General features: G+C 63.9%; 18 protein-coding genes. 7 read left to right on the plus strand and 11 right to left on the minus strand.

Annotated features, from left to right (window positions below):
* Positions 1-102: 102 nt before the first annotated feature.
* The 10 genes from OC550_RS19470 to OC550_RS19515 all read right to left on the minus strand — a co-directional run bounded on the left by OC550_RS19470 (position 103) and on the right by OC550_RS19515 (position 12,010).
* Positions 103-807 (minus strand): FadR/GntR family transcriptional regulator, encoded by a 705-nt coding sequence (locus tag OC550_RS19470; protein WP_262107592.1) that lies wholly within the window; start codon positions 805-807, stop codon positions 103-105.
* A gap of 174 nt (positions 808-981) precedes the next feature.
* Positions 982-1,704, minus strand: coding sequence for a gluconate 2-dehydrogenase subunit 3 family protein (locus tag OC550_RS19475; RefSeq protein ID WP_262107593.1), 723 nt, complete (start codon positions 1,702-1,704; stop codon positions 982-984).
* Between the two features lie 28 nt (positions 1,705-1,732).
* Positions 1,733-3,406 carry a GMC family oxidoreductase gene (locus OC550_RS19480; protein WP_262107594.1) on the minus strand — a complete coding sequence of 558 codons (1,674 nt, stop codon included), beginning with the start codon at positions 3,404-3,406 and terminating at the stop codon, positions 1,733-1,735.
* Positions 3,407-3,527: 121 nt separating this feature from the next.
* Positions 3,528-4,055, minus strand: a complete 528-nt coding sequence (locus tag OC550_RS19485) for a type 1 glutamine amidotransferase domain-containing protein (protein WP_262107581.1) — start codon at positions 4,053-4,055, stop codon at positions 3,528-3,530.
* Positions 4,056-4,122: 67 nt separating this feature from the next.
* Positions 4,123-4,827 (minus strand): cysteine hydrolase family protein, encoded by a 705-nt coding sequence (locus tag OC550_RS19490; protein WP_262107580.1) that lies wholly within the window; start codon positions 4,825-4,827, stop codon positions 4,123-4,125.
* 1,091 nt (positions 4,828-5,918) lie between these two features.
* Positions 5,919-7,040 carry a major royal jelly family protein gene (locus OC550_RS19495; protein ID WP_262107595.1) on the minus strand — a complete coding sequence of 374 codons (1,122 nt, stop codon included), beginning with the start codon at positions 7,038-7,040 and terminating at the stop codon, positions 5,919-5,921.
* Between the two features lie 431 nt (positions 7,041-7,471).
* On the minus strand, positions 7,472-8,050 hold the full coding sequence (locus OC550_RS19500; RefSeq protein WP_262107596.1) for a hypothetical protein: 579 nt from the start codon (positions 8,048-8,050) through the stop codon (positions 7,472-7,474).
* Positions 8,051-8,065: 15 nt separating this feature from the next.
* Positions 8,066-9,211 carry a zinc-dependent alcohol dehydrogenase gene (locus OC550_RS19505; protein ID WP_262107597.1) on the minus strand — a complete coding sequence of 382 codons (1,146 nt, stop codon included), beginning with the start codon at positions 9,209-9,211 and terminating at the stop codon, positions 8,066-8,068.
* Positions 9,212-9,269: 58 nt separating this feature from the next.
* Positions 9,270-10,418, minus strand: a complete 1,149-nt coding sequence (locus OC550_RS19510; protein ID WP_262107598.1) for a glutathione-independent formaldehyde dehydrogenase — start codon at positions 10,416-10,418, stop codon at positions 9,270-9,272.
* A 713-nt stretch (positions 10,419-11,131) separates the two neighbouring features.
* Positions 11,132-12,010: a hypothetical protein gene (locus tag OC550_RS19515; protein WP_262107599.1), complete on the minus strand. Its 879-nt coding sequence runs from the start codon at positions 12,008-12,010 to the stop codon at positions 11,132-11,134.
* Positions 12,011-12,551: 541 nt separating this feature from the next.
* Between OC550_RS19515 and OC550_RS19520 the strand changes: the two genes are divergently transcribed.
* The 4 genes from OC550_RS19520 (at position 12,552) to OC550_RS19535 (ending at position 18,889) form a co-directional block, all read left to right on the plus strand.
* Positions 12,552-14,525, plus strand: coding sequence for a GAF domain-containing protein (locus tag OC550_RS19520; protein ID WP_262107600.1), 1,974 nt, complete (start codon positions 12,552-12,554; stop codon positions 14,523-14,525).
* 157 nt (positions 14,526-14,682) lie between these two features.
* Positions 14,683-15,933, plus strand: a complete 1,251-nt coding sequence (locus OC550_RS19525) for an iron-containing alcohol dehydrogenase (RefSeq protein ID WP_262107601.1) — start codon at positions 14,683-14,685, stop codon at positions 15,931-15,933.
* Between the two features lie 36 nt (positions 15,934-15,969).
* Positions 15,970-17,445 (plus strand): NAD-dependent succinate-semialdehyde dehydrogenase, encoded by a 1,476-nt coding sequence (locus tag OC550_RS19530; protein ID WP_262107602.1) that lies wholly within the window; start codon positions 15,970-15,972, stop codon positions 17,443-17,445.
* 64 nt (positions 17,446-17,509) lie between these two features.
* Entirely contained in the window at positions 17,510-18,889 is a 1,380-nt protein-coding gene (locus OC550_RS19535; RefSeq protein ID WP_262107603.1) for an MFS transporter, read from the plus strand.
* A 555-nt stretch (positions 18,890-19,444) separates the two neighbouring features.
* Here the strand turns inward: OC550_RS19535 and OC550_RS19540 are convergent.
* A complete protein-coding gene (locus OC550_RS19540) occupies positions 19,445-20,383 on the minus strand; it encodes a LysR family transcriptional regulator (protein WP_262107604.1) in 939 nt (312 codons plus the stop codon).
* A 239-nt stretch (positions 20,384-20,622) separates the two neighbouring features.
* Between OC550_RS19540 and OC550_RS19545 the strand changes: the two genes are divergently transcribed.
* The 3 genes from OC550_RS19545 (at position 20,623) to OC550_RS19555 (ending at position 23,530) form a co-directional block, all read left to right on the plus strand.
* Positions 20,623-21,741: a PrpF domain-containing protein gene (locus OC550_RS19545; protein ID WP_262107605.1), complete on the plus strand. Its 1,119-nt coding sequence runs from the start codon at positions 20,623-20,625 to the stop codon at positions 21,739-21,741.
* A 12-nt stretch (positions 21,742-21,753) separates the two neighbouring features.
* A complete protein-coding gene (locus OC550_RS19550) occupies positions 21,754-23,190 on the plus strand; it encodes an SLC13 family permease (protein WP_262107606.1) in 1,437 nt (478 codons plus the stop codon).
* 202 nt (positions 23,191-23,392) lie between these two features.
* Complete coding sequence (locus tag OC550_RS19555) at positions 23,393-23,530, plus strand: hypothetical protein (protein WP_262107607.1); 138 nt, start codon at positions 23,393-23,395, stop codon at positions 23,528-23,530.
* Positions 23,531-23,650 lie beyond the last annotated feature (120 nt).

The following is a 23,650-nucleotide window of genomic DNA, read 5'->3' on the forward strand; positions in this document are numbered from 1 at the left end:
AAGAGATAGGGTCAAAAGGTGATCAGGTGGTCTGATCTCTTAGAATGCTGTGTGCCCCCGCGGGTGCCACCCTCGAGGCGTTTACCGGTGAAAAGGGATGGTCTAGCTGCCCATGGAGTGGATGATGTCCTGCTCCACTTCACGGAGGTGCTCGGTGACAGCTTCCTGGGCCGCTTCGGGGTCTCCCGCGAGTACCGCGTCCAAGATCTTCAGATGGCCTGCGTGGGCGGTTTCGCGCCGGCCGGGCAGGCCGATGACCTGGTGGGAGTACTCTTCGAAGAGCGGTCCGATGCTCTTTGAGAGTTCAAGGAGCAGCGGGTTTCCGCTGGCACCCGAAATGCCCTTGTGGAACTCCTTGTCCAGTTGCACGAACTCAGCGTCGCTGATTTGGGCGACGCCAGCCTTCTCCAGGATGTCCAGGAGTTTGTCGCGCTCGTCTTCGTCGATGCGCCCGGCCGCCAGGCCGGCCGCCTTGCATTCGAGTGCCAGGCGGACTTCGAACAGGTCGGAGACCGTGTAATCCCCGGTCAGACGCATGTCTGCCGGACCTTTAAGGTTCCTTTTGTCGCTGATAACGAAAACGCCGACGCCGTGGTCGGTGCGCAGCAGCCCGTTGGCTTCAACCATCCGCAGGGCCTCGCGCATTGAGCTGCGTCCGACACCGAATTCATCGGCCAGCACGCGTTCGGGGGGCAGCTTGTCCCCGATACTGTAGCTGCCCTCGGTGATCAGCCGTTCCAGCTGCTCTGCCACTGAATCTGCCAGCTTGAGCCTCTGGACCCGCTCGATAGGTTTGGTGGGGCACATCGGCTGCTCCTAACTGCCCTGGCATGCGGTGAGGTCATGCGAGAGGTCTGGTGGTGTGAACACCTGAAACGTTACCTGCTGGTCTCGGATTTTGCCGCCGCAAGGACGGCTTGGGAAGTGCTGTCTTGCTGAAGGGGGCCGTCTCCCGCCGGAGCAGGAGACGGGCTCCGCACGTCAGCTTCCTGATGCCTCGCGCCACGTCGAAACCTTCAAATGCGGAATCAGTTCCTCCCAGTCGTAGTCGCCTTCGTGGAAGTACTCGTGGGTGTTGTAGGTGCCGTCCATGGTGTCCTTGAGCGACTTGGGTCCCGGGAAGCCAATGAAGTTCCACCCCATCTGATCCTTGTTACCGCCGTAAACGGGATCGCAGTAGAACCCCTGGCGGGTGTGGAGGCACAGGGCCGGGAAGAAGGCCAGTCCCTCGTCAAAGGACCCCTGGAGGAAGGTAGTCACGGCTTCCTTCGTCCCGAGCGTGACCTTCCCGGGCTTAGGCGCACCGGAAACCGTCTCCAGCATGTCATCCTGGTCCGCTTCAGACAGTTCCTTGAAGCGGGCTCCCTTTTCCAGGATGGACCGGTCATCGAGGTCCCGGATCCCTTCGCGGTAGGTCTTCTGCATATCTGCCATCCGTGCACGCCAGGCGTCGGCGTAGCGGCCGCTGATCTTCAGGAAGCCGCTGCCGTCAGCGGCTGCGTAGACGTAGTCGATCCCGGACAGGTACCGGTCGATGAAGACGACGACCCGTGCCTCCCGCGCCCCCGGGTCCTGGTCCGTGGGAATGATCCGTGCGGTGGCCGCCTCAACGGTTTCCCATTCGTGTTCGGTGAAGAACAGGCCATCTGCGGTATCCGGATCCACCGGGGCTCCGATGACCTCCCAGTCTGCTTTGAGCGTCACGATTTTTCTCCTTCGGACTTGGAAACGGTTATTTGACCAGGGCTAGGTGCTCTTCGCGGCCCTTTGAATAGACCTCGGCGATGTATTCGCTGCACCGCCACGCGTTGGCCATCATGGTCAGGGTCGGATTTACGCCGGTCGCCGTCGGGAAACCGGAACCATCGACGACGAACACGTTCTCGACCTCGTGCGCCTGACCCCATTCGTTCAGCACGCTCTTCGACGGGTCGGTACCCATGCGGGCCGTCCCATGCTGGTGGCAGGTGTTGCCGGTCATCTTGTCCAGATACACCGGGACGGTTTTGCGGGCTCCCGCGGCGTCCAGGATTTCGATGTTCTTATCAACCTGCCATTTGCCCATGGCGACGTCGTTGCTGTGCGGGCGGTGGGTGATACGGGCTACGGGAAGGCCAAATGCGTCCTTGACGTTCGGGTCAAGGTCTACACGGTTGGATTCCACCGGCAGGTCGTGCAGGATCAGGCCGATCTTCATCGCGTAGTTGAAGTAGTTACGGTCCGCGTCTTTCAGTGCTTCCCCCCAGCTGGGCCGGCCGGGGAAAACCCAGTTGATCGGATGGCAGGTCTGGGAAGCGGAGATGATGCAGCCGCCGATATGTCCGCGGCTTTCGTCCGTTTCATAGAACTCCAGCGAGCCGCCACTGATGTAGTTGCCGGTCCAGCCGTTCAGCGGCTCATCGATGTCCTTATCGAACAGGCCGACCGCGAACAGGTACTCGTGGAAGGTAGCGTTCTTGCCCAGCAGGCCGCTGCCATTGGCCAGACCATCCGGGAACTGCGACGACTTGGACAGCATCATTAGACGCGCCGACTCAATCGCACCCAGGGCAAGGATGACGACTTTTGCGTCCTGTTCGACTTCGTTGCCGTCCGGGTCGATGTAAATGACGCCCGTGGCCTTGCCGTCCCTGCCCAACTTCACCTCGCGGACGAAGCTCTCGGCCCGGACTTCGAAATTGCCCGTCGCCAGCGCCTCCGGGATGAAGGTCGTCAGGATATTGGAGCGGGCTCCGCTGGGATCACCGTACTGGTTCCAGAAGCTCGTCTGGTTGAACGGGTCCCGGCCGTTGTGGTTGTTCGTCACCATGGCATGCGGAATCGGGAAGGCGTTGATGCCAAGCTTGTTGCAGGCGTCGTAGAACCGCTTCCCGTACCGGGTGGGGCGCAGCGGCGGGCTGGGGTAGCCCTTGCTGCGGTACGGCTCGTACTTGTCGGCGCCCGCGATACCGGAAACTCCAAAAGCCCACTCGACCTTGGTCAGATACGGTTCCAGGTGCTCATAGCGGAACGGCCAGTCAGCCAGGCTCGCCCCGTCGATGTCACCATGCAGCGAACGCATCATGAAGTCGGATTCCCTTGGCCGCGGAACCCATCCCGCCCAGTGGTTGGTTCCTCCGCCGACCATCTGCGGCGTCGGCGAGAACGGGAAGCGCTCGGCCTCCGAGTTTTCGTCATACCGGATCGTCCGCGGGAACATCTTGGGGTCGGGCCACATGTAGTCACGGTTGACGAACTTCAGTTCATCGCCCGAGTAATGTTCGTGGGCGCGAAGCCAGGGGCCGCGGTCAAAGCCAATCGTTTTCAAGCCTGCTTCCGAAAGAACCTTCGCAGCGGTTCCTCCGTTGGCGCCGAGGCCGACAACGATCGCGTCAACCGGCTCTGGCTTCCTCTTGAATGCCGACATTATTCTCTCCTCTTCGAGACCCAGAAGCTGATGGGCAGGGCAGGGCAGCCCCTCGAAAACCTCTGCCGAAGGACAGTCCCCGGCGGGCTTTCGGTTGGGGTGGGCCTGTGGGTTGCTGGGGTTAGTTGTTTTCGAGGTAGTGGACCAGGGCGGCGCCGAAGGCGGGCAGGTCCACGGGGGTGCGGGAGGTGATGACGTTGCCGTCGATGACAACGGGTTCGTCGACCCAGGTGCCTCCGGCGTTGACCACGTCGTCGCGGATGGGCTGGTAGCCGGTGGCGCGGGTACCGTTGGCCAGGACGCCGGCGGAGGCGAGCATCCATCCGCCGTGGCAGATCGCGGCGACGAGTTTGCCGCCCTGGTGGGCGTCGCGTACCAGGGCGACCATTTCGGGGTGCAGGCGCATGTTGTCGGGTGCGAAGCCGCCGGGAACAATGACCGCGTCGAAGTCGGCGGCAGCGACTTCGGCCGCGGAAGCATCGGCATCCATCGGGTAGTGTTCCTTGGATCCGTAGCTCTTCTTCGTTCCGGAACCGATGACCGAGACGCGGGCACCGGCTTCTTCCAGCCGCAGCTTGGGGTACCAGCCTTCCAGGATCTGGTACTCGTCCTCGATCAGCAGGGCGACGTGCTTGCCGTTAAGAGACATCCTTGGTGTTCCTTTGCGTGTTGCAGGGTTGCATGTGAACCGGGCGGTGCCGGCCGGGGGTTGCTGGTCAGGCGCCGATGAGTTCGAGGAACTCGATGCTGGTGCGTACGTCGCCGTGGTGGGCCTGGATATTGCGCAGGAACTCCCAGTGCTGGCCGTAGCCCTCCGGGGTGTTCTCGATATCGCCGGCCGGGACGGCGGCGGTGGTGTCGGCCAGGACGATGATCTTGTAGTCCTGGTTCGCCCCGTCGATCGCGGTGGTGATCTGGCAGCAGGCGGTGGACAGCCCGGCAATGACCAGGGTGTCGGCGCCGGCCCGGCGCATGTATTCGTTCAGCGCGGTGCCGTAGAACGAGGAGAACCGGTGCTTGCGCATCACGGGCTCGCCCTCGGCCGGAACCAGTTCCGCCACCAGTTCGTCGCCGCCGTTGCCCCAGGAACCGGGGAACTCGGCCAGCTGCCCCTCCAGGCCCCACTTGCGGTCGGCGAACCCGGCGTCCTTGCCGTCACCGCGCAGGCCCCACAGCGACCACACCACCGGGATGCCCTTGGCCCGGCAGGCCTCCAGCACGTTGAGGACCGGCTGAACGGTGTCCTTGCCCTCCGGCGCGCCGCCGACACTGGGGATGTACATCGCACCGCCGGGCTCGGCACAGGCCTTCTGCATATCCAGCACCAACAGCATCGTCCTCTGCGGATCGATCTCCGGAGCAACCCAGTGCGAACGGTCAATAACCTTGTCAATGTTTTCGTACGTGAAGTCCAGCGACATCTTTTCCTCCTCAAACAGGCACGGCAAAACACCACACCGACAGTTAGTAAGAACCCCAACTGAAAACGTCAACTATTGCGATAGGCATAGAATCGTTGCCAGCCCGCTAGATATGAGATACGCGTCTCAATTCAGGTGATCAGGTGGTCTGAACACTATCGATGCTCGGGGTGGAGTGTCAATACTTTCGCGGCAACATTATTTCCACAGCGAAACCCGTGAAGGACCGGCGGTGATACGGAGTTGCTCATTCCTTCAGGTCGCAGAGCAAGTTCAAGACCTGCTCAAGGAGCGCGCTCACCAGAGAGCCGTAGAACAAGTCGCGGCCGCCAGCGGGCAAAGACTACCGAAATGGCCTTACCCATGCTCGAAACAAGCACCACCCGTTACATGCATTCCGTCGCCGATGGCCGGGGATATGGTCGCTGGGGACTGTAATAAGAACGGTGCGTGAAGGTCCGGCCGTGTCGAATGGCAGCCCGGACTGGATGTCACCGCGGAGGATGCGGAACGGCTCCTCGACCGCCTCCAGGAGCTGAGTCCGAACGAATCCCCCCGATGCTGGCCTACCTCAACGGCATGGCTTCTCTCAGCCGCGATGCCTTTCGGACCTTTGCCAGCAGACTAAACGTCCGGGCGTTGGCACTGGTCGGGCCATCTGGCGTAGATCGACTTATCGCCAGCTTCTTCCTGGATGTTCACGGCCCAAGGTATCCGACCCGGTACTTTGAGGACACAGCGGAAGCCCGGCAGCGGCTGCTGCGGCCTTCCCGCTGACTGGCTCCGCCGCCATCGGACATAAGAACGGTTATCTCTCTATCTGCCCTCATCGGGGAGCTTCTGCGTCCGGGCCTGTCAGCCGACGTGAACCGGGGCAGGCCGGCCGTCGAAGCCGCCGGGCTGTGCTTGCTGAGTCGGGCGGACCGGAGGACAATCCATCCGGCCGGGCGCCGGTTCCGGCCCGACGCTCGGAGCCGATGCCTGCGGAGACAACCCAGGCATCGCCCAAGCCGGTGCTTTGGCGCACTACTCCCCCGGCAATTCGAACCATTTCTGTGGGAGCGTTCCGGGACCATACCTTAGCTTCGTGCTCAACGCAGCAGCACCGGCTCGGCATCAACCCGTATTCGGAACAGCGTGTAGGGCTTAACCCGCAGGTCTTCACCATTCTGATAATCCGATTGCCGATGCAGTTGGTTCGCGATGACATAGAGATATCCGTCGCGGGCGAGCGAGAGCGTATCGGGCCACAACAGCCGGGTATCGTGTGTCACTGTCTCCCAGGCGCCGTCGGAACCGGAAGCCCAACGGAGGACGGCATTGTGCTCGTAGTTCGTCGCGTAAACGTAGCCTGCCGCATCCGATTCGAGCCCATCACCGGCGCCGCCTTTGTCCCCTTCCTCCGTGACTGTGGCAGCCACGGCAACATCGTCGAGTGAGCGGTCCACCAGCGCATCAGTCGCCACGCTATAAAGCCGACGACTGGCGAGTGGACAGTAGTACAGCCGGCCGCCGTCGCTGCTGATGGCAATACCATCCGAGCCCATCGCTATCGCGGGCCCGGCAGAGCCGTCCGGCTGGCGTTCCAGCACAGGCCGCCCCTCAACCACCGGCACGAAATCAGACAATTCTTCCGCTTTCGTCGAGGGGTGGTCGTGCAGCCGCCGCCAACTTTCGCCGGTGGCCAGATCGACGACCACGATTCCGTTTGGTCCCTGGTCCGAGGAATCGGTCAGGTACGCGATACCCTCCTGCCCGCGCCTGAGATCGAAACGGACATCGTTGAGATAGCTGGTCGACAAGGCCACATCCTTCGGAAACAGAAGGGTCTTCACCACTGTGTCGATTGCCAGGTCGACGCAGACCAACTTGGGACCGCCATGCTCCGCCGGCTGGAACAAGGGCCTACCGGTGTCCAGAATCCATAACCGGTTTGCCGGATCCACCACCACGCTTTGCACCGAGATCAAGGTGCCCGCCGGATTATCCGGATCACTCCGGTTTATCTCCTGGTTGGGATAGGCACCCGCCTTGCCGTCGACAACTTCGGCGACGCTGTACTCCACGTCGTCGCCCCATTTGGGATAGTTCACAAAGACCCGGCCCTCGTGCGATACCGTGACGCCCGTTGGCATCGCCCCATGGAAGTAGGCGACCTTCTCCAACTGGCCCAGCGGCTGCTCGGCGGGAAGCTCCTGCATCTGATCAGTCATGACATACCTGCTCCGGTCATTTTTTGCGGTCTCCGCTCACTGAGGCGCTCAAGGAATCGTTTGATGAGCCGTGCAAGAGCGCCGATGATGAATCCGGCCTTCTCATTTCTTGTATCGTCCCGGTTTTCGCCGGCAGATGTGTATGCCCTGTTACCGGCGCTGCCTTACAGCTCACGGGCGACCCATCTGCCTGCCCCAGCCAGGTGCCGTCGCCGCCGGAGGCGGAAGTAGTGTTCCGCCCGGAGTCCGCGGCTCGGACCGGTGCTGCACCTGCGTCACGGCTGTTCGGTTGCAGATGCCCGTCGGACGGGAATCCCGGTGCAACCTCCCGGGAGTCCCGTCCGTCAGCGCGCAGCGGATTCGATCCGCCGGAAACCGCCGGGCACGTGCTGCTTTTGACACCCCGGCCGGTCTCCGCGGCAGACCCGGGGTCAGGCCCCGCCGCGTTTTCGCAGAGTCCTGGCTGCGGCAACTGCGGCAACTGCGGCTCCTGCGGCCAGTAGCCACGGGCCTGCGATGATGACCGGGTCGATCCACTGGTGGGACAGGTCCGCGCGTTTTTGGCCGAAGCGGGAGGAGAGCCCGTGGCGCGGGAATTCGCTGAGCACCCCGGTTTCGGTGATCGGGTTGTCCGGGTGCAGTGTGGCGAACGAGCGCAGGTGGCTCTCCCCCGCATCGACCCGGTCGGCGGCGATCAACATCAGCCAGTGGGCCGCGCGTCCCTCACTGTATTTGCGGTAGGCGTACTTGCGCATGGCCCCGGACAGGCCCCTAGGCGGGCAGGCGGTACCGAAGACCGGTGTGAGGAACTTGTGTTCGATGGACCTCTCGCGGGGCCATTTCTCTTCCTGGCGTTCGGGGAAGTCCCAGTGGGCGCCGGTGTCAAGGTCGAACCGTTCCCGGGGAACCGCGGGGCGGTCCTTCGGGTCGAGGTCCGCTCCCCACCCCGGGATGCGGGCACGCAGCTCCTCCGCCGGGGGATTCTGCGGTGTGTCTGCGGTGTAGGCCATGGTCGTGCTCCTTCCTCAGCCGCCGGGGATGACGATCGGCTTAATGCAGTTATCCAGCTTGGCCGAGAAGATGTGGTAGCCCTCGGTGATGTGCTCAAGCGGGATCCGGTGCGTGATGATGTCGCTGGGCTTGAGGTAGCCGTTGCGGATGTGTTCGAACAGCCTGGGCCACTGGCGCTTGACCGGGCATTGGTTCATGCGCAGGGTCAGGCCCTTGTTCATGGCGTCGCCGAACTTCACGGCGCTGAAGATCGGGCCGTAGGCGCCCATCACCGAGACGGTGCCGCCCTTGCGGACCGAGTCGATGGCCCAGTTCAGTGCCACCGGGGAACCGCCCTGCAGCTTGAACTTGGCGGCCGTGATGTGCTGGGTGAGGTTGCCGTCGGCCTCGGCGCCCACCGCGTCGATGGCCACGTCCGCTCCGATGTAGTCGGTGATCTTCTTCAGGTGCACGACGATGTCGTCGTACTCGGTGAAGTTGTAGGTCTCCGCCTGGGCGAACGTGCGGGCCTTCTCGAGCCGGTACTCCAGGTGGTCGATCACGATGACGCGTCCGGCGCCCATCAGCCAGGAGGACTTGGCGGCGAACAGCCCCACCGGACCGGCCCCGAAGACCACGACCGTGTCGCGCTCGGTAATGTCACCGAGCTGGGCCCCGAAGTATCCGGTGGGCAGGGCGTCGGTGAGCAGCACCGCGTCCTCGTCGTCCATCCAGTCCGGAATCAACCCCGGCCCGACGTCAGCGAAGGGTACCCGCACATACTCGGCCTGGCCGCCGTCGTACCCGCCGCAGGTGTGCGAGTAACCGTAGATCCCGCCGACGGCGGTAGCGTTGGGGTTCACGTTGTGGCAGTTCGAGTACAACCCGCGCGCGCAGAAGTAGCAGGAGCCGCAGAAGATGTTGAACGGCACCATCACCCGATCCCCGGGCTTGACCCGCTCGACCGACGGCCCGACCTCCTCCACCACGCCGATAAACTCATGGCCGAACGTCATGCCCACCCGCGTATCCGGCATCATCCCGTGGTACAGGTGCAGGTCCGACCCGCAGATCGCCGCCCGCGTCACCCGCACGATCGCATCATTCGGATGCTCAATCGGCGGCATATCCTTTTCCTCCACGCGTACCTTGTAGGGGCCGCGGTACACCATCGCTTTCATCAGCGCCGCCTCCGGGAAATCGCTCGTTCCGGCATCGAATTCTCCCGTCCTTGCTCTCTCAGGCCCCGGCCGGGTGGAGGACAACTTTGGTCCAGCCGTCTTCACGGCTGTCGAAATTCCTGTAGCCCTCGGGTGCCTGGTCCAGCGGCAGCTCGTGGCTGACGATGAAGGAAGGGCTGGCCTTTCCGCCGGCGACCAGGTCGCGCAGGGCCCGGTTGTATTTCTTGACCGGGCACTGGCCCGAGCCCATCGTCTGGCCCTTGAACCAGTAGTTTCCATAGTCGAAGGCCACCTGGCCCTGCTGGGCCAGTTTGTCGGGGGCCCCGGGGTCCTGGGGCAGGAACACCCCTACCACGCCCAGGCCGCCGACGAACCGGACGGAGTCCACCAGCCGGTTCAGCGTCAGGTTGGGCTGTTCGTTTCCGCCCGGGTCGTGCGCCTGATAGCCGACGCATTCACAGCCGCAGTCGGCCCCGAACCCCATCGTCTGGTCCTTGACGAACTCGACAGGGTCAGTTGCGGAATCATCCACCGGGATCGCACCGATCTGTTCCGCCAGCTTCAGGCGGTCGCTTTGACGGTCCACGACCATGACTTTTCCCGCGCCCTTGATAATGGCCGAGTAGGCGGCCATGAGTCCGACGGGCCCTGCACCGTAAATGACCACGGAGTCGCCCGGGTACACCCCGGCCAGCTCGGTGGCATGCCAGCCGGTGGGGAAAATGTCGGCGAGCATGACATAGTCGAGCTCTTTCTCCTCGGCGTCCTCGCCCAGGCGCAGACAGTTAAAGTCCCCGTACGGCACACGCAGGTACTCGGCCTGCCCGCCCTGGTACGGGCCCATGTCCGCGAACCCGTAGGCTGCGCCGGCGAGCTGGGCTTCGGGCTGCATGGTCAGACAGTAGTTGGTGAAGCCGCGTTCGCAGTTTTTGCAGAATCCACAGGCGATGTTGAACGGCAGCACAACACGTTCGCCGACCTTCACCTTGCTCACCGCCGGGCCGGTCTCGACCACCTCACCAAGGTTCTCGTGCCCGAAAGTACGTCCGGGTTCGAAGCTGGTGCGGCCCTCGTACATGTGCAGGTCCGAGCCGCAGATATTCGCCGAGGTGATCCGCACCAGCACGTCGGCCGGGTGCTCGATCTTGGCATCCGGTACGTCCTCGACGCCGACGTCGTTCGGGCCCTTATAAATTACTGCCTTCACTGTTCCACTCTCTTCTATATGCCATTCCGCTCCTGGCCAAGTAGCTGCAGCGTCCGGGGCATGCAGAGCAGACTGTTGCAGGGAGCCCCGGAAAAGGCGGCAGGGACGCCACCTTCGAATACGCGTAAGTCGAGCAGGCGAGGAAATGGGCCAATCAGGATTGTGGCCTGTAAAGTCCCGCCCAACCGGCGGGAGGCCATAGGTTTTCAGACGGCAGGCTGGCCGGAAATCCGCGGCTGGCCCGGTCTGTACACAAAAGAAGAACCGATCGGACCTTAAGGCTAATCATGCTTGGCAGAAGGTGTCGAGGGGGACACCCGATAAACGTGCATGGGATAAATGTGCAGATAGTGCCGTTGCGCTCGTCATGTATCCGCCGGTAGCGTTTGCGCCGGCCCCCTGCAGTGCGGTGACGGCCCGGCGGCGTACTGGCAGCTCGGCGCTTTGATAACCGGCATGTCGAGGCCAATTCCTCAAGCTTGCCGCTGGTAAGGCGGTCCCGGTTCTGCCGGAGCCTACCGGCACGCCGTTCAATGGTCGGGGGACTGCACGCCACCCCAAAGGCACCCTCCGGGCGCGCCCGTGAACCGGCGCAGTTTCGGACTCAGCAGGGCGCTCCCTGCCCGGCCTCCAGCACGCGCCGCAGCAGCAGCGCAGCGGCCTCCCGAAGGTCTCCAGAGACGCGAAGGGCAGGCCCGGCCTGGTGCAGCCGGCTAGGTCCGTTCGTGTGCGAGGCGGTTGCGGCGCTCCTCCTCGCGCTTTGAGTACGCGGCGGCGCGGATCGCTTCGTCCGATTCCAGGCCGCTGCCGAGGGCGCCGCCGACGGTCGCCGCGGACGCGACGAACCAGGTCAGCACGAACAGGTCACCGTAGCCGAGCGATGTCTGGAGGTAGCCGCCCATCACAGCGGGGTCGAGGACGAACAGCGCCCAGGCCAGGTTCACGACGTAGAGCGCGAGATAGCAGATGAGCACTCCGATGGTCAGGGTCACCAGCGTTGAGGTGTTGTAGAGACGGGACCTTTCCCTGGCCTCGGCGGAGTTACCGTCGGGGCGGTCCCATAGTTCGCCGTCGATCACGAGCCAGGCGACGACGAGCGCGATGGAGGCGATCGTCGCGACCAGGAGGCGCCACCACGACAGGGAGCCGGCCAGTAGCCAAACCGTGGAGTTGATCGTAGCGACGGCTCCGGTTGCCAGTGCCGCGACGAGCGCGGACTTGAGCCCGGGCACGAGGCGCCACGGACGGTTGGCGAGCACCATGCCCAAGAGCAACCGCCAGCGGCCGCTGAGGCGGGGCAGCGGCACGCGGTGCTCGTCCCGCGGGGTGGGCTCGGCCATGCCGCTGACGAGCGCGCGCACTGCCTGACGGGAGCGCGCGTGCATTCGGAGCCCGCCGAGCGCGGGTAGCGACAGCACAGCCGTGCGCCGCTGCGGGTCAATTTCGGCCAGTAGGTACCGGCCGTCGTCGTCGTGAATCGGAAGCTCGGTTAGTCCGATGACGAGGTCCCATTCGTGCTGGCGGGCTTGGTCACGCAGCCGCGCCATCGCGGTGTCGACGTCCTCGGAACCTGTGGTGAATGGCTCGCTCACGACCTCGATGTCCCAGACGTCGCGATCCCCGCCCGCCGGGTGGAGGTCGGTCATCCGGCGCGCAATCTCGGTGGGTGTGGCCGGGTCCGCCACGAGGCGGACGTGGATCGGCTTCATCACGGCAGGCTATCCACAGCGCGCCATGACCGTCAGGTGCGTCCTACGCATGCAGCGAGTATCACCTAGCCATCATCGAATATCAAGCGATAGGAATCGAGGGGCAACCTGGAAGGCCCCTCTTCGTAGCCCGCGCTGTCCCACCCGACTCCGGCGCGGGGTATCAACGGCAACGGTGGCAACCAGCCTAGCTGCCCAATTACCGGCGTCCACCGCAACTCCTTCGGGCCGGTGACGCCCGGGCTTGCCGGATTTGAACATTCCAAGCGGTCTCTGAGGGATCTCCGGGAGCAGGTTCAAAAGTGCAGTCGCGCCCGGAACAACCTGATCCGGGCGCAAATCTCGTTCGAACGTTTCTAACGCGGCAACTACTCCTTGAAGATGTGCAGGATCGGCGTGCTAGGCGGCAGTTACCATGGGCGCTATGGGTGCACAAGAAAGTCCGCCCGTCCGCGCAGGTGCCGCTCCCGTTGACGGGACGGCCCTGGGGCGGCTTTTGTCGCTCTTGGTCGACGGTGTTTCTGCTGAGGATCTGGAAAAACAGCTGGCAGGGCTGCACGCGAAAAACCTGATCGATCCGGTGACGGCAGCAGCCGCACGCAGCCTCAACGCTAGGCTTTGGGAAGCGGGCAGGCGGGAAGGGCTGCTTCGGGTCTTGTATGACACCGCCACCGATCTGACGGGTATCCGCGATGTCGAGGCTGTCCTGAAAGCCATCGTGCGCAGGACCCGCTCACTCATCGGCAGCGACATCGCCTACCTGAGCCTGAATGATTACGGGACCGGGGAATCCTATATCCGGGTGACCGACGGGGCAGCGACGGCGCTGTTCCGGAACATCCGGATGCCACTCGGAGAGGGCGTCCTCGGCGCAGTGGCTACCGGAGAGGCACCTGCGCAGAGCGCTCACTACCTGATCGATGAAACCAAGTCACACCTTGAATCGAGCGACGCCGCCGTCGCTGCTGAGGGCGTCAAAGCTATTATGGGCGTCCCGTTGCGGGTCGAAGGCAAGGTGATCGGCGCGCTCCTCGTCGCCGACCGGCACGCACACAGCTTCAGCAGTGACGACGTCGCCCTCATGGAGTCCATCGGTACCCATGCCGCCGTCGCCCTCGAAAATGCCCGCCACTTCACCGAAATGGCTGATGCCCTCGCCCGGCTGGACCAGGCCCAACGCGAGAACCTGGCGCATGTGAGGGCGCTGGAGGAGCTTTCATCCCTTGATCAGCGGCTCATGGAAACCCTCGCTTCCACTGACAGCCTTCCCAGCCTGCTGCGGCTACTGGCCGAATCCATGGACAGCGAGGTTTTCGTGGTCTCGCCAATGGGTGAACCGATGGCGGGGACCGTACACGGTTCCGACTTCGGCAGCCCGCCGGCGTTGAGCGCTGCCGAGATGTCGGCGGCGCGGACGCTGCCCGTGCCCTTCACGGTCAACGGACGCGCCTACACGGTGATGTCCGCCATTGCCGGCGATCAGCATCTGGCATCGCTGATCGTTGCGGGGCATCTGAGGCAAGACCGGAGCGCCGTACTCGAGCGCAGCGCCCTGGTCCTCAGCGCAGCGCTGCTTTTTGAGCGCACGTACCAGGACGCGCAGTACCGTCTTCAACTGGAACTCATTGATGAGCTCCTGAACCCGCACCCCGAAAATATCGAGGCCATGAAACGGAGGGCAAGCCGGTTCGGGCTCGCTGAGAACCTCCAGCTCGTGGTCAGAGTCGTGGGAGTCAGGGAAGACCAGCGCCAGCGGGCTTTGGCAGTCCTGAAGCGGCATACCGAGGGCCGGCCCGGAATTACGGCGCTGCACGAATCGCATCTGTGCGTTATTGAGCCCCCTGCGCGCTACCGTGCCGCACCGGGTTCCACGGCCTTGGACGGGAGTGCTGATAGCGGGCAGGCAATTGTCGACGTCCTTAAGCGGCAGCGCATCGAAGCCAGCGTCGGCTCCTCGGAAACGGTGACAGGGTTCTCCCGGCTGCCGGCGGCCCACGCCGAGGCCCACGCTGTGCTGGGTGCACTGCAGGCGTTGGCGCGTCATGGAGAGGCAGCGGACAAGGCCGCACTGGGCACCACCGGGATGCTCCTCGGTGCCATGGAGAGCCCCTTTGCCGCCCAACTGCTGGCGGCACAGCTCGGGCCGCTCCTGGACTATGACAGACGGCGCGGTACCCAGCTGGTTCCGACGGCCTGGACTTTCCTGGAGAACGATGCCTCCATTGCCACCGCTGCAAACGCCCTGCACATCCATGCCAACACCCTGCGGCAGCGGCTGGAACGGATCGACACCCTCCTGGGTGAGGGCTGGCGCCGGGGCAGCCGGTCGTTGGACGTGCATGTCGCCTTGCGGCTCTGGCGGCTGCAATCGGTAGGAGTGGGCGGGCGCAAACCCTGACAGCCGCCCCTCAGTCCCTAACAGTGTTACTTGACCACACGAGAACCGATTCAATGTGGCACTGATATCCATATGCTGCATCACACGACTCTGGAACGATGAGATCTGCGGCAGCTTTCAGGTAGCCGCAGCCCCCCACGTTTAGGAGTTAGTCACAATGTCGTGTGCGCATGCCGCGGGCATTAATCCCACAACCTTCGGCGTTCTGCGGCTGCCGAGGAACATCGTCGTCGGCGCCCAGCAGCGCTTCGCTGTCGTCGATATCGCAGCGGAAATGGGCAGTAACGTCCTGGTCTGCACCGATCCGCGGCTTGCCGCCTCGGAGGAGCTGCAGGCACTGGTCCTGAGCCTTAAGAACCGGAACTTGTCCGTCCGCGTCTTTGGCGATACCGAGGCAGAACTGCCGACGCCGGGCATCATCGCCTGCGTAGAACAACTCAAAGGCCAGGACATCGACGTCATCATCGGGTTCGGCGGCGGAAGCTGCATGGACATGGCCAAAGTGGTGTCGGTGCTGCTGACCTACGGCGGCGAGCCAAGCGACTACTACGGCGAGTTTGCTGTGCCGGGGCCCGTCAAGCCCGTCATTGCACTGCCGACGACGGCAGGCACCGGCTCGGAGGCCACAGCCATCGCAGTGGTGTCCGACCCCGGGCTTGGCATGAAGATGGGCATCTCCAGCCCGCATATCATCCCGTTCGCTTCCGTGTGCGACCCCGAGCTCACCTACTCCTGCCCGCCGTCACTGACTGCGGCGACAGGCGCCGATACCTTCGTGCACCTGGTCGAATCGTTCACCGCAATCACCCGCGAGCCCACCCGCACCCTTGCCAGCGAACGCGTCTTCGTCGGCAAGAATGTCCTGACGGACTCCCTCGCGCTGGACGGGATCCGACTGGTGGGCCGAAGCCTGGCCACCGCCTACAAGGATGCAGGCAACGTCGAGGCCCGCGGGGACATGATGCTGGCTGCACTCTACGGCGGCATTGTTCTCAGCAACGCCGGAACCGCCGCCGCACACGCCATTCAGTACCCGGTCGGCGCGCTGACGCACACGCCCCACGGCGTCGGCGTCGGACTCCTGCTCCCGTACGTCGTCCGCCACAACTTCAGCGCGATTATGCCCCAGCTCGGACAGATTGCCGAAACCCTTGGACGCGACACCGTGGGCCTGGACGCCAGGAGCTCAGCAATCGCCGGCGTCGAGGCCATCGACGAAATAATCGCCGCCATCGAACTGCCCTCCACGCTGGAGGAACTCGGTGTGAAGGAAAGCGACCTTTCCCGGATCGCCGCACTGTCGCTGAACTCCAAGCGGCTCATCGACAACAACCCGGTGCCGCTCGACCTCGAAGCCGTCAGCTCCATCGTGCAGGCCGCCTTCACGGGCGACCGCACCATCCGCTGACCCAACTCCACCAACACCAGAAGCAAAGGTTTACCCATGACTCTCCTTTCCACCCGGGAACCGCTTAGTCTCGAAGGACTAACAGTGCCCCGCCAGCTGCTCATCGCGGGGCACTGGCGGGACGCCGCAAGTGGCGGAACCGTCGACGTCGTCAACCCCTCCGACGCCAGCGTCATCACAGCGATCGCCGATGCCGACGTAGCGGACGGTCTCGCCGCCGTCGACGCTGCCGCGGCTGCACTAGCCGAATGGGCCGCCACGGCCCCGAGGCGGCGCGCCGAAATCCTCAGCCGCTGCTTTGACCTGATGACCGAACGCAGCGAAGAACTCGCCCGCCTCATCTCCCTCGAAAACGGTAAGGCGCTTCCCGACGCCCGTGGAGAGGTGGCCTATGCTGCCGAGTTCTTCCGCTGGTATGCCGAGGAGGCCGTCCGGATTATCGGCGACGTGTCCGTCTCGCCGTCCGGGGCCAACCGCATCCTGGTCCAGCACCAGCCCATCGGCGTGTGTGTCCTGATCACGCCGTGGAATTTCCCTGCCGCCATGGCCACGCGCAAGCTGGCTCCGGCGCTTGCCGCCGGCTGCACGGCCGTGCTCAAGCCGGCTACCCTTACTCCCCTGACGTCCCTGGCAATCGCCCAGCTGATGGTCGACGCCGGGGTCCCGGCCGGCGTCGTGAACGTCGTAACCACGAGCAGGACCAGCGACGTCATGACGCCGATCCTCGCCGATCCCAGGGTGCGCAAGCTGTCCTTTACGGGTTCCACGGGCGTAGGGCGGCACCTGCTGCGCCAGGCGGCCGACAATGTGCTCAAATGCTCGATGGAGCTCGGCGGCAACGCGCCGTTCCTGGTGTTCGAGGACGCCGACTTGGACAAGGCCATCGACGGCGTCATGGTCGCCAAGATGCGCAACGGGGGCCAGGCCTGCACGGCGGCCAACCGGATCTACGTCCAGCACGGGATCCAGGCCGAGTTCGCCAGCCGCCTGGCCGGCCGCATGGCCGCCCTCACCGTCGGCCCGGGCACCGATCCTTCCACCGAAGTTGGCCCTCTCGTGGACGAAGCCAGCGTCCTGAAGGTTGACGCCCTGGTGCGGGATGCCCTCGACCAGGGTGCGCGCCTGCTCACCGGCGGACAGTTGCCGGAAGAGGACGGCTACTACTACCCGCCCACGGTGGTGACCAACGTACCGCTGCACGCGCGCATGGTCAGCGAGGAAATCTTCGGACCTGTTGCATCCATCATCGGGTTCGACACCGAAGAAGAAGCCATCGCAGCCGCCAACGACTCCGAGTACGGCCTCGCAGCGTATGTGTTCACCGAGGACTTCCGCCGCGGGCTGCGGGTCTCCGAACGCATCGAAAGCGGAATGGTTGCCCTGAACCGCGGCTTGGTCTCGGACCCGGCCGCCCCGTTCGGCGGCGTCAAGCAAAGCGGGCTGGGCCGTGAAGGCGCGCACCAGGGCCTGCTGGATTTCACAGAAACCAAATACATCGCCCTGGACTGGTGAACCGGGGCCGCACCGGTACTTGACCGTCCAGCAGCACCCTTATTCACCATCGAAAGAAAGACCAATGACGCTTCCTGCAACAACCGCGCCCAACTCGAAGCGAGTGCCCTGGCGCGTGTCCCTCGCCAGCTTCGCGGGCACCACCATCGAGTGGTACGACTACTACATCTTCGGCCTCCTGGCGGCCACCGGTGTCTTCAGCCGGCTCTACTTTCCGGAACAGGACCCCGCCACCGGGCTTCTGCTCGCCTTCCTCACCTACGCGGTGGGCTTCGTGGCCCGTCCCTTCGGCGGCATGTTCGCCGGGCATTACGGGGATAAGATCGGCCGCAAGCCGATGCTGGTGCTGTCCCTGCTCCTGATGGGCTTCGCCACCCTGGCGATGGGTCTGCTCCCGACCTACTCACAGATCGGTGTCTGGGCTCCCATCCTGCTGACCGTGCTGCGGCTCATACAAGGCTTTGGCGCCGGCGCCGAATGGGCAGGAGCAGCCATCATTTCCACCGAACACGCCCCTGAGGGCCGCCGCGGATTCTTCGGCAGCTTCACCCAGATGGGTGTCCCTGCAGGCATGCTGCTCGCCAACGCGTCAGTCCTCGCTGTCAAGGGCATCGTTCCGGCAGACGTCTTTGACGCCTGGGCGTGGCGCGTTCCCTTCCTGCTGAGCGTGCTCCTGATCATCGTGGGCCTGATAGTGCGGGCGAAGCTCGAGGACTCCGACGACTTCAAAGACCTCATCGCGAAAAAGCAGACCGCTCACAACCCGCTGGGCGAAGCCCTGAAGAAGGAAACCAAGGGCGTCTGGCTGGTCGTTTGCATGCGTCTGGCGGAGAACTCCGCCTTCTACCTGTACACCACCTTCTCCGTGGTCTACATCATGCGGACCTTCGGCGCCGAGCGTGCCAACCAAGGCTCCATGTCTGTGCTGATCGCCTCCGCCATCGGCGTCATCGCGGTGCCGCTGTGGGCCGCGTTGTCGGACCGCATTGGGCGCAAGCCGCTCTACCTGTTCGGCTCCATCGGCGGACTGCTGTTCTTCCCGCTCTACTTCGTCATGACAGACACCGGAAGCGCACTGCTGGCCACACTCGCCATCGTCATCGGCCTCGCGGTCTTCCACAACTCGATGTACGGTCCGCAGGCGGCATTCTTCAGTGAGCTCTTCTCCACGAAGCTCCGCTACAGCGGAGCCTCCATGGGCTACCAGTTCGGATCCGTCCTGGCCGGCGGCATTGCACCGCTCGTCGCCGTGGCCCTGCTCAACGCCGGAAACGGCGAACCCGGCTGGGTGATCCTGTACTTCAGCGTCATCGGTGTCATCACCGTGGCAGCGGCGATCATGGCACCTGAAACCGTGAAGCGTGTCCGCCGTCACCTCGATGCGGCGCAGCCTCCGGCATCTGCCCCCTCTGCGGAACCAGCTGACAAGGCCCGCGCGCACTAAACGACCTCCCACCCCCATCAATATGCCGGTGCCATCCGCAGAGCAATCAGCGGATGGCACCGGCATATTTTGTGACGGGGGCGTCGTGCGGCTCTCACCTCGGTACCGGCATGGCATCAACAGCCGTAAAAGGCAATTGGAGGAGGGTGAACTTGTTACGGGGGCTAGGGCAAGAATTGCTGACCGCGGTCGCACTGCGGCCTCTACGGCGGAGCGAGGCCGGCTCATATCTAGTTGAACTACCCCAAGCTGGCGTCAGAGGAGTGGCCGAAATCCCGTCAGATTAGAGTGCCGTTACCCTATTTCTGACACTCCGGCTCCAGTCTGAGATCGCACTCTGACTATATGTGCAAGGCCACACGCTCCGGCCTACCAGACAGACGGCGGCGTCGGCCGCGACGGGACCAGCAACCTTGTGGCCACTCCGCCTGTCTTGTCGTCGAGGATTTAATTCCCGGGATGGCGGCGAGTGGTTTTCGCATAGTGGCATAGGGCCGCGTGCTCGTCATTCCGTGACGCTTGGGGATTTACCAGAGCGGCTGCTTCCCCGGGCGCTTAGAGGTATTCGCTCGCTCGTTCACGGGCGATCTCCAGGAGGGTGGAGTGGAAGGCGACCTCGGCCGGGGCGTAGATCTTGTCCTGGCGCTGCGCCAAGAGCACCCGCCGCATCGGGGCTTGGGGCCCGAGGTGAAGCACCGTCACGTCGGGATGTTGCAGGGCGACGGCTGTCTTGGGCACCATGGCGATGCCCATTCCGACGCTGACCATGGCCTGGGCCTCCTGGTAGTCGTTGGCCAGGAACGCTATCGTCGGTTCAAAGCCAGCGTCGTGGGCGGAGCGCTGCAGCACTTCCACCACGGGGTGGGCCTCGGCGCGCACGATCCATGACTCGTCGCGCAGCTCCTCCATGCTCACCTGTTCCCTGCCGGCGAGGGGATGGCCGCGGGCCACCAGGATCACCGTGCTCTCGCGGAAAACTTCGGTCACCCGCACGGCTTCGTCGTGGAAAGGATTCCACGGGTAGTCCCACAGCAGGCACAGACCGGTCACTCCGGACTCGAGATCCGCTACGAGTTCGTCGAAGCGGGCGCTGCGCACCGCCAAGTTGACGGCCGGATAGCGTTTCTTGAAGACCCGGATGACGATGGGCAGGAAGGACGCGGCGAGGGTGGGAAAAGTGCCGATGGTCAGGGACCCACGCTTCAGGCCGGCGATCTGGTCCAGATCGGACTGCGCGGCCTGCATCTGGCGAATGATCTTGCGGGCGTGGCCGGCGAGCACCTGACCGGCCTCGGTGGGAGCCACACCGCGGGAGCGGCGATTGAGCAGGGGCTGACCGACCTCCTGTTCAAGCTTGCGCAGCTGCTGGGAGACCGCCGAGGGCGTGTACATCATAAGGTCGGCCGCCGCAGTGATCGATCCCTGCTCCACGACCTCAACAAGCAATGCCAGCCGCCGGATATCAAATAAATCCAGGCCCTCATCCTTAAGCAACGCTTAACCCTTCTGTCGAATGAGTTCATTCTATGCAATTTTCGTCGCTCAGGTGCCGCAATGAACCTCTATCTGCGGCTACGGCCTACAAGATCCAGCGAACTGACGCCTTTGAACTGCTGTGAGTTAAGAGATTCTAAATAGTGGATCAGAAATTCAACATTGTCTTCATTTGTGATCTGCCTCAATCTCGAAACAGGCCCTTAAACATTTGGCAGCAGAGAAGCAAGGAACAGGCGATGAAAATCGAAGCGGAATGGATGCGTGGAGGTACCAGCAAATGCTGGGTCTTCGAAACCGGACAGTTCGGGGAGGCGACAACCAGCCCGGATGCGCTGCTTCCCCGGCTATTCGGCAGTCCCGATCGGCGGCAAATCGACGGTGTTGGTGGGGCGACTTCAACGACCAGCAAGGCGATGATCCTTCACCGCCCCGCCGGCGAGGACGTCGACGTCGAGTTCACCTTCGCCCAGGTGGGCATCGAAGAGGCGACCGTGGATTGGGGCAGCAATTGCGGCAACTGCTCGGCCGTGGTCGGCCTATACGCCATCGAAAAGGGCTGGGTGACGCCCTCAGGTGACGTCACGCGGATCGTTACCCGGAACACCAACACCGGCCAGATCATCATCCAGCGCGTATCCACGCCGTCCGGTGCCCTGCCGATCGTCCCGCAGGCGCAGATGCCGGGCGTGCCGTTCCCCGGGTACCGCGTCGGTCTCGGCTTCCAGGACCCGGCCGGCAAAACCACCGGCATGCTTCTTCCTACAGGATCAGCCTCCGACACAATCGTCGCCGGCGGAACCCGCTGGATCGTCTCCATGGTGGACGCCGGAGCGCCGGTAGTTATCCTCCGCGCTGAGGATCTTGGCCTTGACCCGGACCGCTACGAGGGCTGGCTCCCCGGGGTAGAACTGCAACTGGACACCCTGGAACAGATTCGTCGCCAGGCAGCAGTACGTATGGGTCTGGCAGCCACCACGCGCGACGCCGCCCGCGCCATCCCGAAGGTCGCGATCGTGGCTTCCCCCGCCCGGTCCGACCGGGACAGCGACGTCAGCGTCATGATGCTCTCGATGGGCAAGCCCCACCCGGCTTTGGCCATCACCGGCAGCATCGCCCTGACGCTCGCCGCCCGCACCCCGGGCACCGTACTCAACGACGTCACGGGTGACGCCCTTCAATCCACCCTGCGACTGCGCACACCGGCCGGGGTCATCGAGACCTGGAGCGAGGAACGGGACGGCTCGCTGCTCGTCGGCGTCGACCGGACGGCCCGCACCATCGCGACCACCATCATCCACCTCCCCGAGGCCCTCGGCAGCGCCGTCGACGCCTCCCTCACCAGCTCCGTTCATTGAGGAGACAGCATCATGACTAAGATCGCAGAACAAACTGCACCCCAACGTAACGAGACCGGCGCCCGGCGTCCCGACCATCGCCGCCGTATCCTGCTGATGACGGTCGCCGCCATCACTGTCCTGGGTCTGGCCGCCCTCCTGTTCGGGGGTGTCATCTTCAGCCCCGCGGCCGCCTCGGAATCGGAGCCGCGCATGACAGCCACCCAAATCATCCCGCTCGTCATCCTGGTCGTGATGTTCATCGTCGCCACGAAATGGCCGGTGAATATCGGCATCATGGGGCTGGTCGCATCCTTCGGCGTCGGCTACTTCATGCTCGGAATGAGCGATAAGGAAATTCTTGGAGAGTTTCCCGCCAGCATCGTCCTGACCATCATCGGCGTCACCTACTTTTTCAGCATGGCCCAAAGCAATGGGACCATCGACATTATTGTCCAGACCTGCGTGCGCATGGTCAGGGGCAAAACAGTGCTCCTGCCATGGGTGTTCTTCCTCATGGCTGCCGCGCTGACAGCCCTAGGCACTTTCTCCCCGGCCGCGGTCGCGCTGCTGGCACCGGCGGCCCTCGGGCTTGCCTACGAGTCGCGCATCCACCCGGTCCTCATGGGCGCCTTCGTCATCAACGGGGCCCATGCCGGAGGCTTCTCCCCGCTCTCCGTTGCCGGCGTTCTCGTGCACGACATAGCACTGAAAAACGGATTCCCCATCTCGCAGGGCGCGCTGTTCACGGCCAGCTTCGCCCTTAATCTCATCCTTTCCGCCCTGACCATTGTGCTGTTCGCCCTCTTGGGCAAGCTGCGCGACAACCACTCCAACGAATATGCCGGTCTCGACGCACTGCGCGTCACCCGTCCCCGCGGCCAACAGATCTTCACTCTGGCGCTGATCGTTGTGATGCTCGTCTGCACTCTGGGCTTCCACATGCCCATCGGATTCGTCGCCCTATCGGCCGGCCTCCTCCTGGCCTTCGTCAACATCAAGGAACACAAAACGTTCATCGGCGGCGTTTCCTGGTCCACCGTCCTGCTGGTGGCCGGGATGATCACCTACGTCTCACTGCTCCAGCACGTCGGCGTCATCGACACCCTCGCCGAGCAGGCTCTCGCACTGGGTGCACCGCTCCTGATCGCCCTCGTCCTTTGCTACGTCATCGGCGTCGGGTCCGCCTTCGCCTCCTCCACCGCACTGCTGACCGCGTTCATCCCGATGGCCGGTCCGCTGCTGGCCACCAGTTCCCTAAGCGCCTCCGGGACAGTCGCAGCACTGGCCATCGCGGCCACCGTCGTGGACGTCTCCCCCTTCTCCACCGACGGCGCGCTGGTCGTCGCTAATGCCCGGGAAAACGACCGCCAACGCGTCTACCGCCAGCTCATGGTCTACGCCGGAGCAGTCGTTCTCGCAGCCCCCGCACTAGCCTGGGCCCTGCTCGTACCCACCGGCATCATGTGACATCCACGGGGTGTACGTCCCGCACATCAGGCAACGGTCCGCCGGCAACAACCGACGGACCGTTGCCCGTGTTGGCAAAGCAATCGCCCCGCAGACCGTGGCGGAGCGGTACCGGGAATGATCCCCGGGATCATCGACTACCGCCTCACTAGAATCGCTCCGCCATACCCCAACACCAACCACTACCCTCCAGGAGACACCGGTGAACGATAACCACAAGGCCCGGGACGGGCGATCCGGCAGCCCCACCAAGACGAAGAAACCGGACGACGATGGCTGCAGCATCGACCGGGAACCGGCGCTCAAATGCCACTACTGCCTGGGACCTGAAACAGACTAGACGCCGCAAGCCGGACATCAGTCACCCGCTGCGGCCAGATAACTCGCCGATGCCAGAAAGTCGTCGCACAAGCCGGTCAGTCGCCGCGATACCTGATCCCCGCTCCCCTGTCGATAAAAC

The organism is Arthrobacter sp. Marseille-P9274 (assembly GCF_946892675.1).
Lineage (GTDB): Bacteria > Actinomycetota > Actinomycetes > Actinomycetales > Micrococcaceae > Crystallibacter.

Excerpts from the sequence above, each read along its gene's own strand:
- OC550_RS19470 (WP_262107592.1), bottom strand. The coding sequence starts at position 807 with ATGTGCCCCACCAAACCTATCGAGCGGGTCCAGAGGCTCAAGCTGGCA.
- OC550_RS19480 (WP_262107594.1), bottom strand. The coding sequence starts at position 3,406 with ATGTCGGCATTCAAGAGGAAGCCAGAGCCGGTTGACGCGATCGTTGTC.
- OC550_RS19485 (WP_262107581.1), bottom strand. The coding sequence starts at position 4,055 with ATGTCTCTTAACGGCAAGCACGTCGCCCTGCTGATCGAGGACGAGTAC.
- OC550_RS19490 (WP_262107580.1), bottom strand. The coding sequence starts at position 4,827 with ATGTCGCTGGACTTCACGTACGAAAACATTGACAAGGTTATTGACCGT.
- OC550_RS19495 (WP_262107595.1), bottom strand. The coding sequence starts at position 7,040 with ATGACTGATCAGATGCAGGAGCTTCCCGCCGAGCAGCCGCTGGGCCAG.
- OC550_RS19500 (WP_262107596.1), bottom strand. The coding sequence starts at position 8,050 with ATGGCCTACACCGCAGACACACCGCAGAATCCCCCGGCGGAGGAGCTG.
- OC550_RS19505 (WP_262107597.1), bottom strand. The coding sequence starts at position 9,211 with ATGAAAGCGATGGTGTACCGCGGCCCCTACAAGGTACGCGTGGAGGAA.
- OC550_RS19520 (WP_262107600.1), top strand. The coding sequence starts at position 12,552 with ATGGGTGCACAAGAAAGTCCGCCCGTCCGCGCAGGTGCCGCTCCCGTT.
- OC550_RS19525 (WP_262107601.1), top strand. The coding sequence starts at position 14,683 with ATGTCGTGTGCGCATGCCGCGGGCATTAATCCCACAACCTTCGGCGTT.
- OC550_RS19530 (WP_262107602.1), top strand. The coding sequence starts at position 15,970 with ATGACTCTCCTTTCCACCCGGGAACCGCTTAGTCTCGAAGGACTAACA.
- OC550_RS19535 (WP_262107603.1), top strand. The coding sequence starts at position 17,510 with ATGACGCTTCCTGCAACAACCGCGCCCAACTCGAAGCGAGTGCCCTGG.
- OC550_RS19545 (WP_262107605.1), top strand. The coding sequence starts at position 20,623 with ATGAAAATCGAAGCGGAATGGATGCGTGGAGGTACCAGCAAATGCTGG.
- OC550_RS19550 (WP_262107606.1), top strand. The coding sequence starts at position 21,754 with ATGACTAAGATCGCAGAACAAACTGCACCCCAACGTAACGAGACCGGC.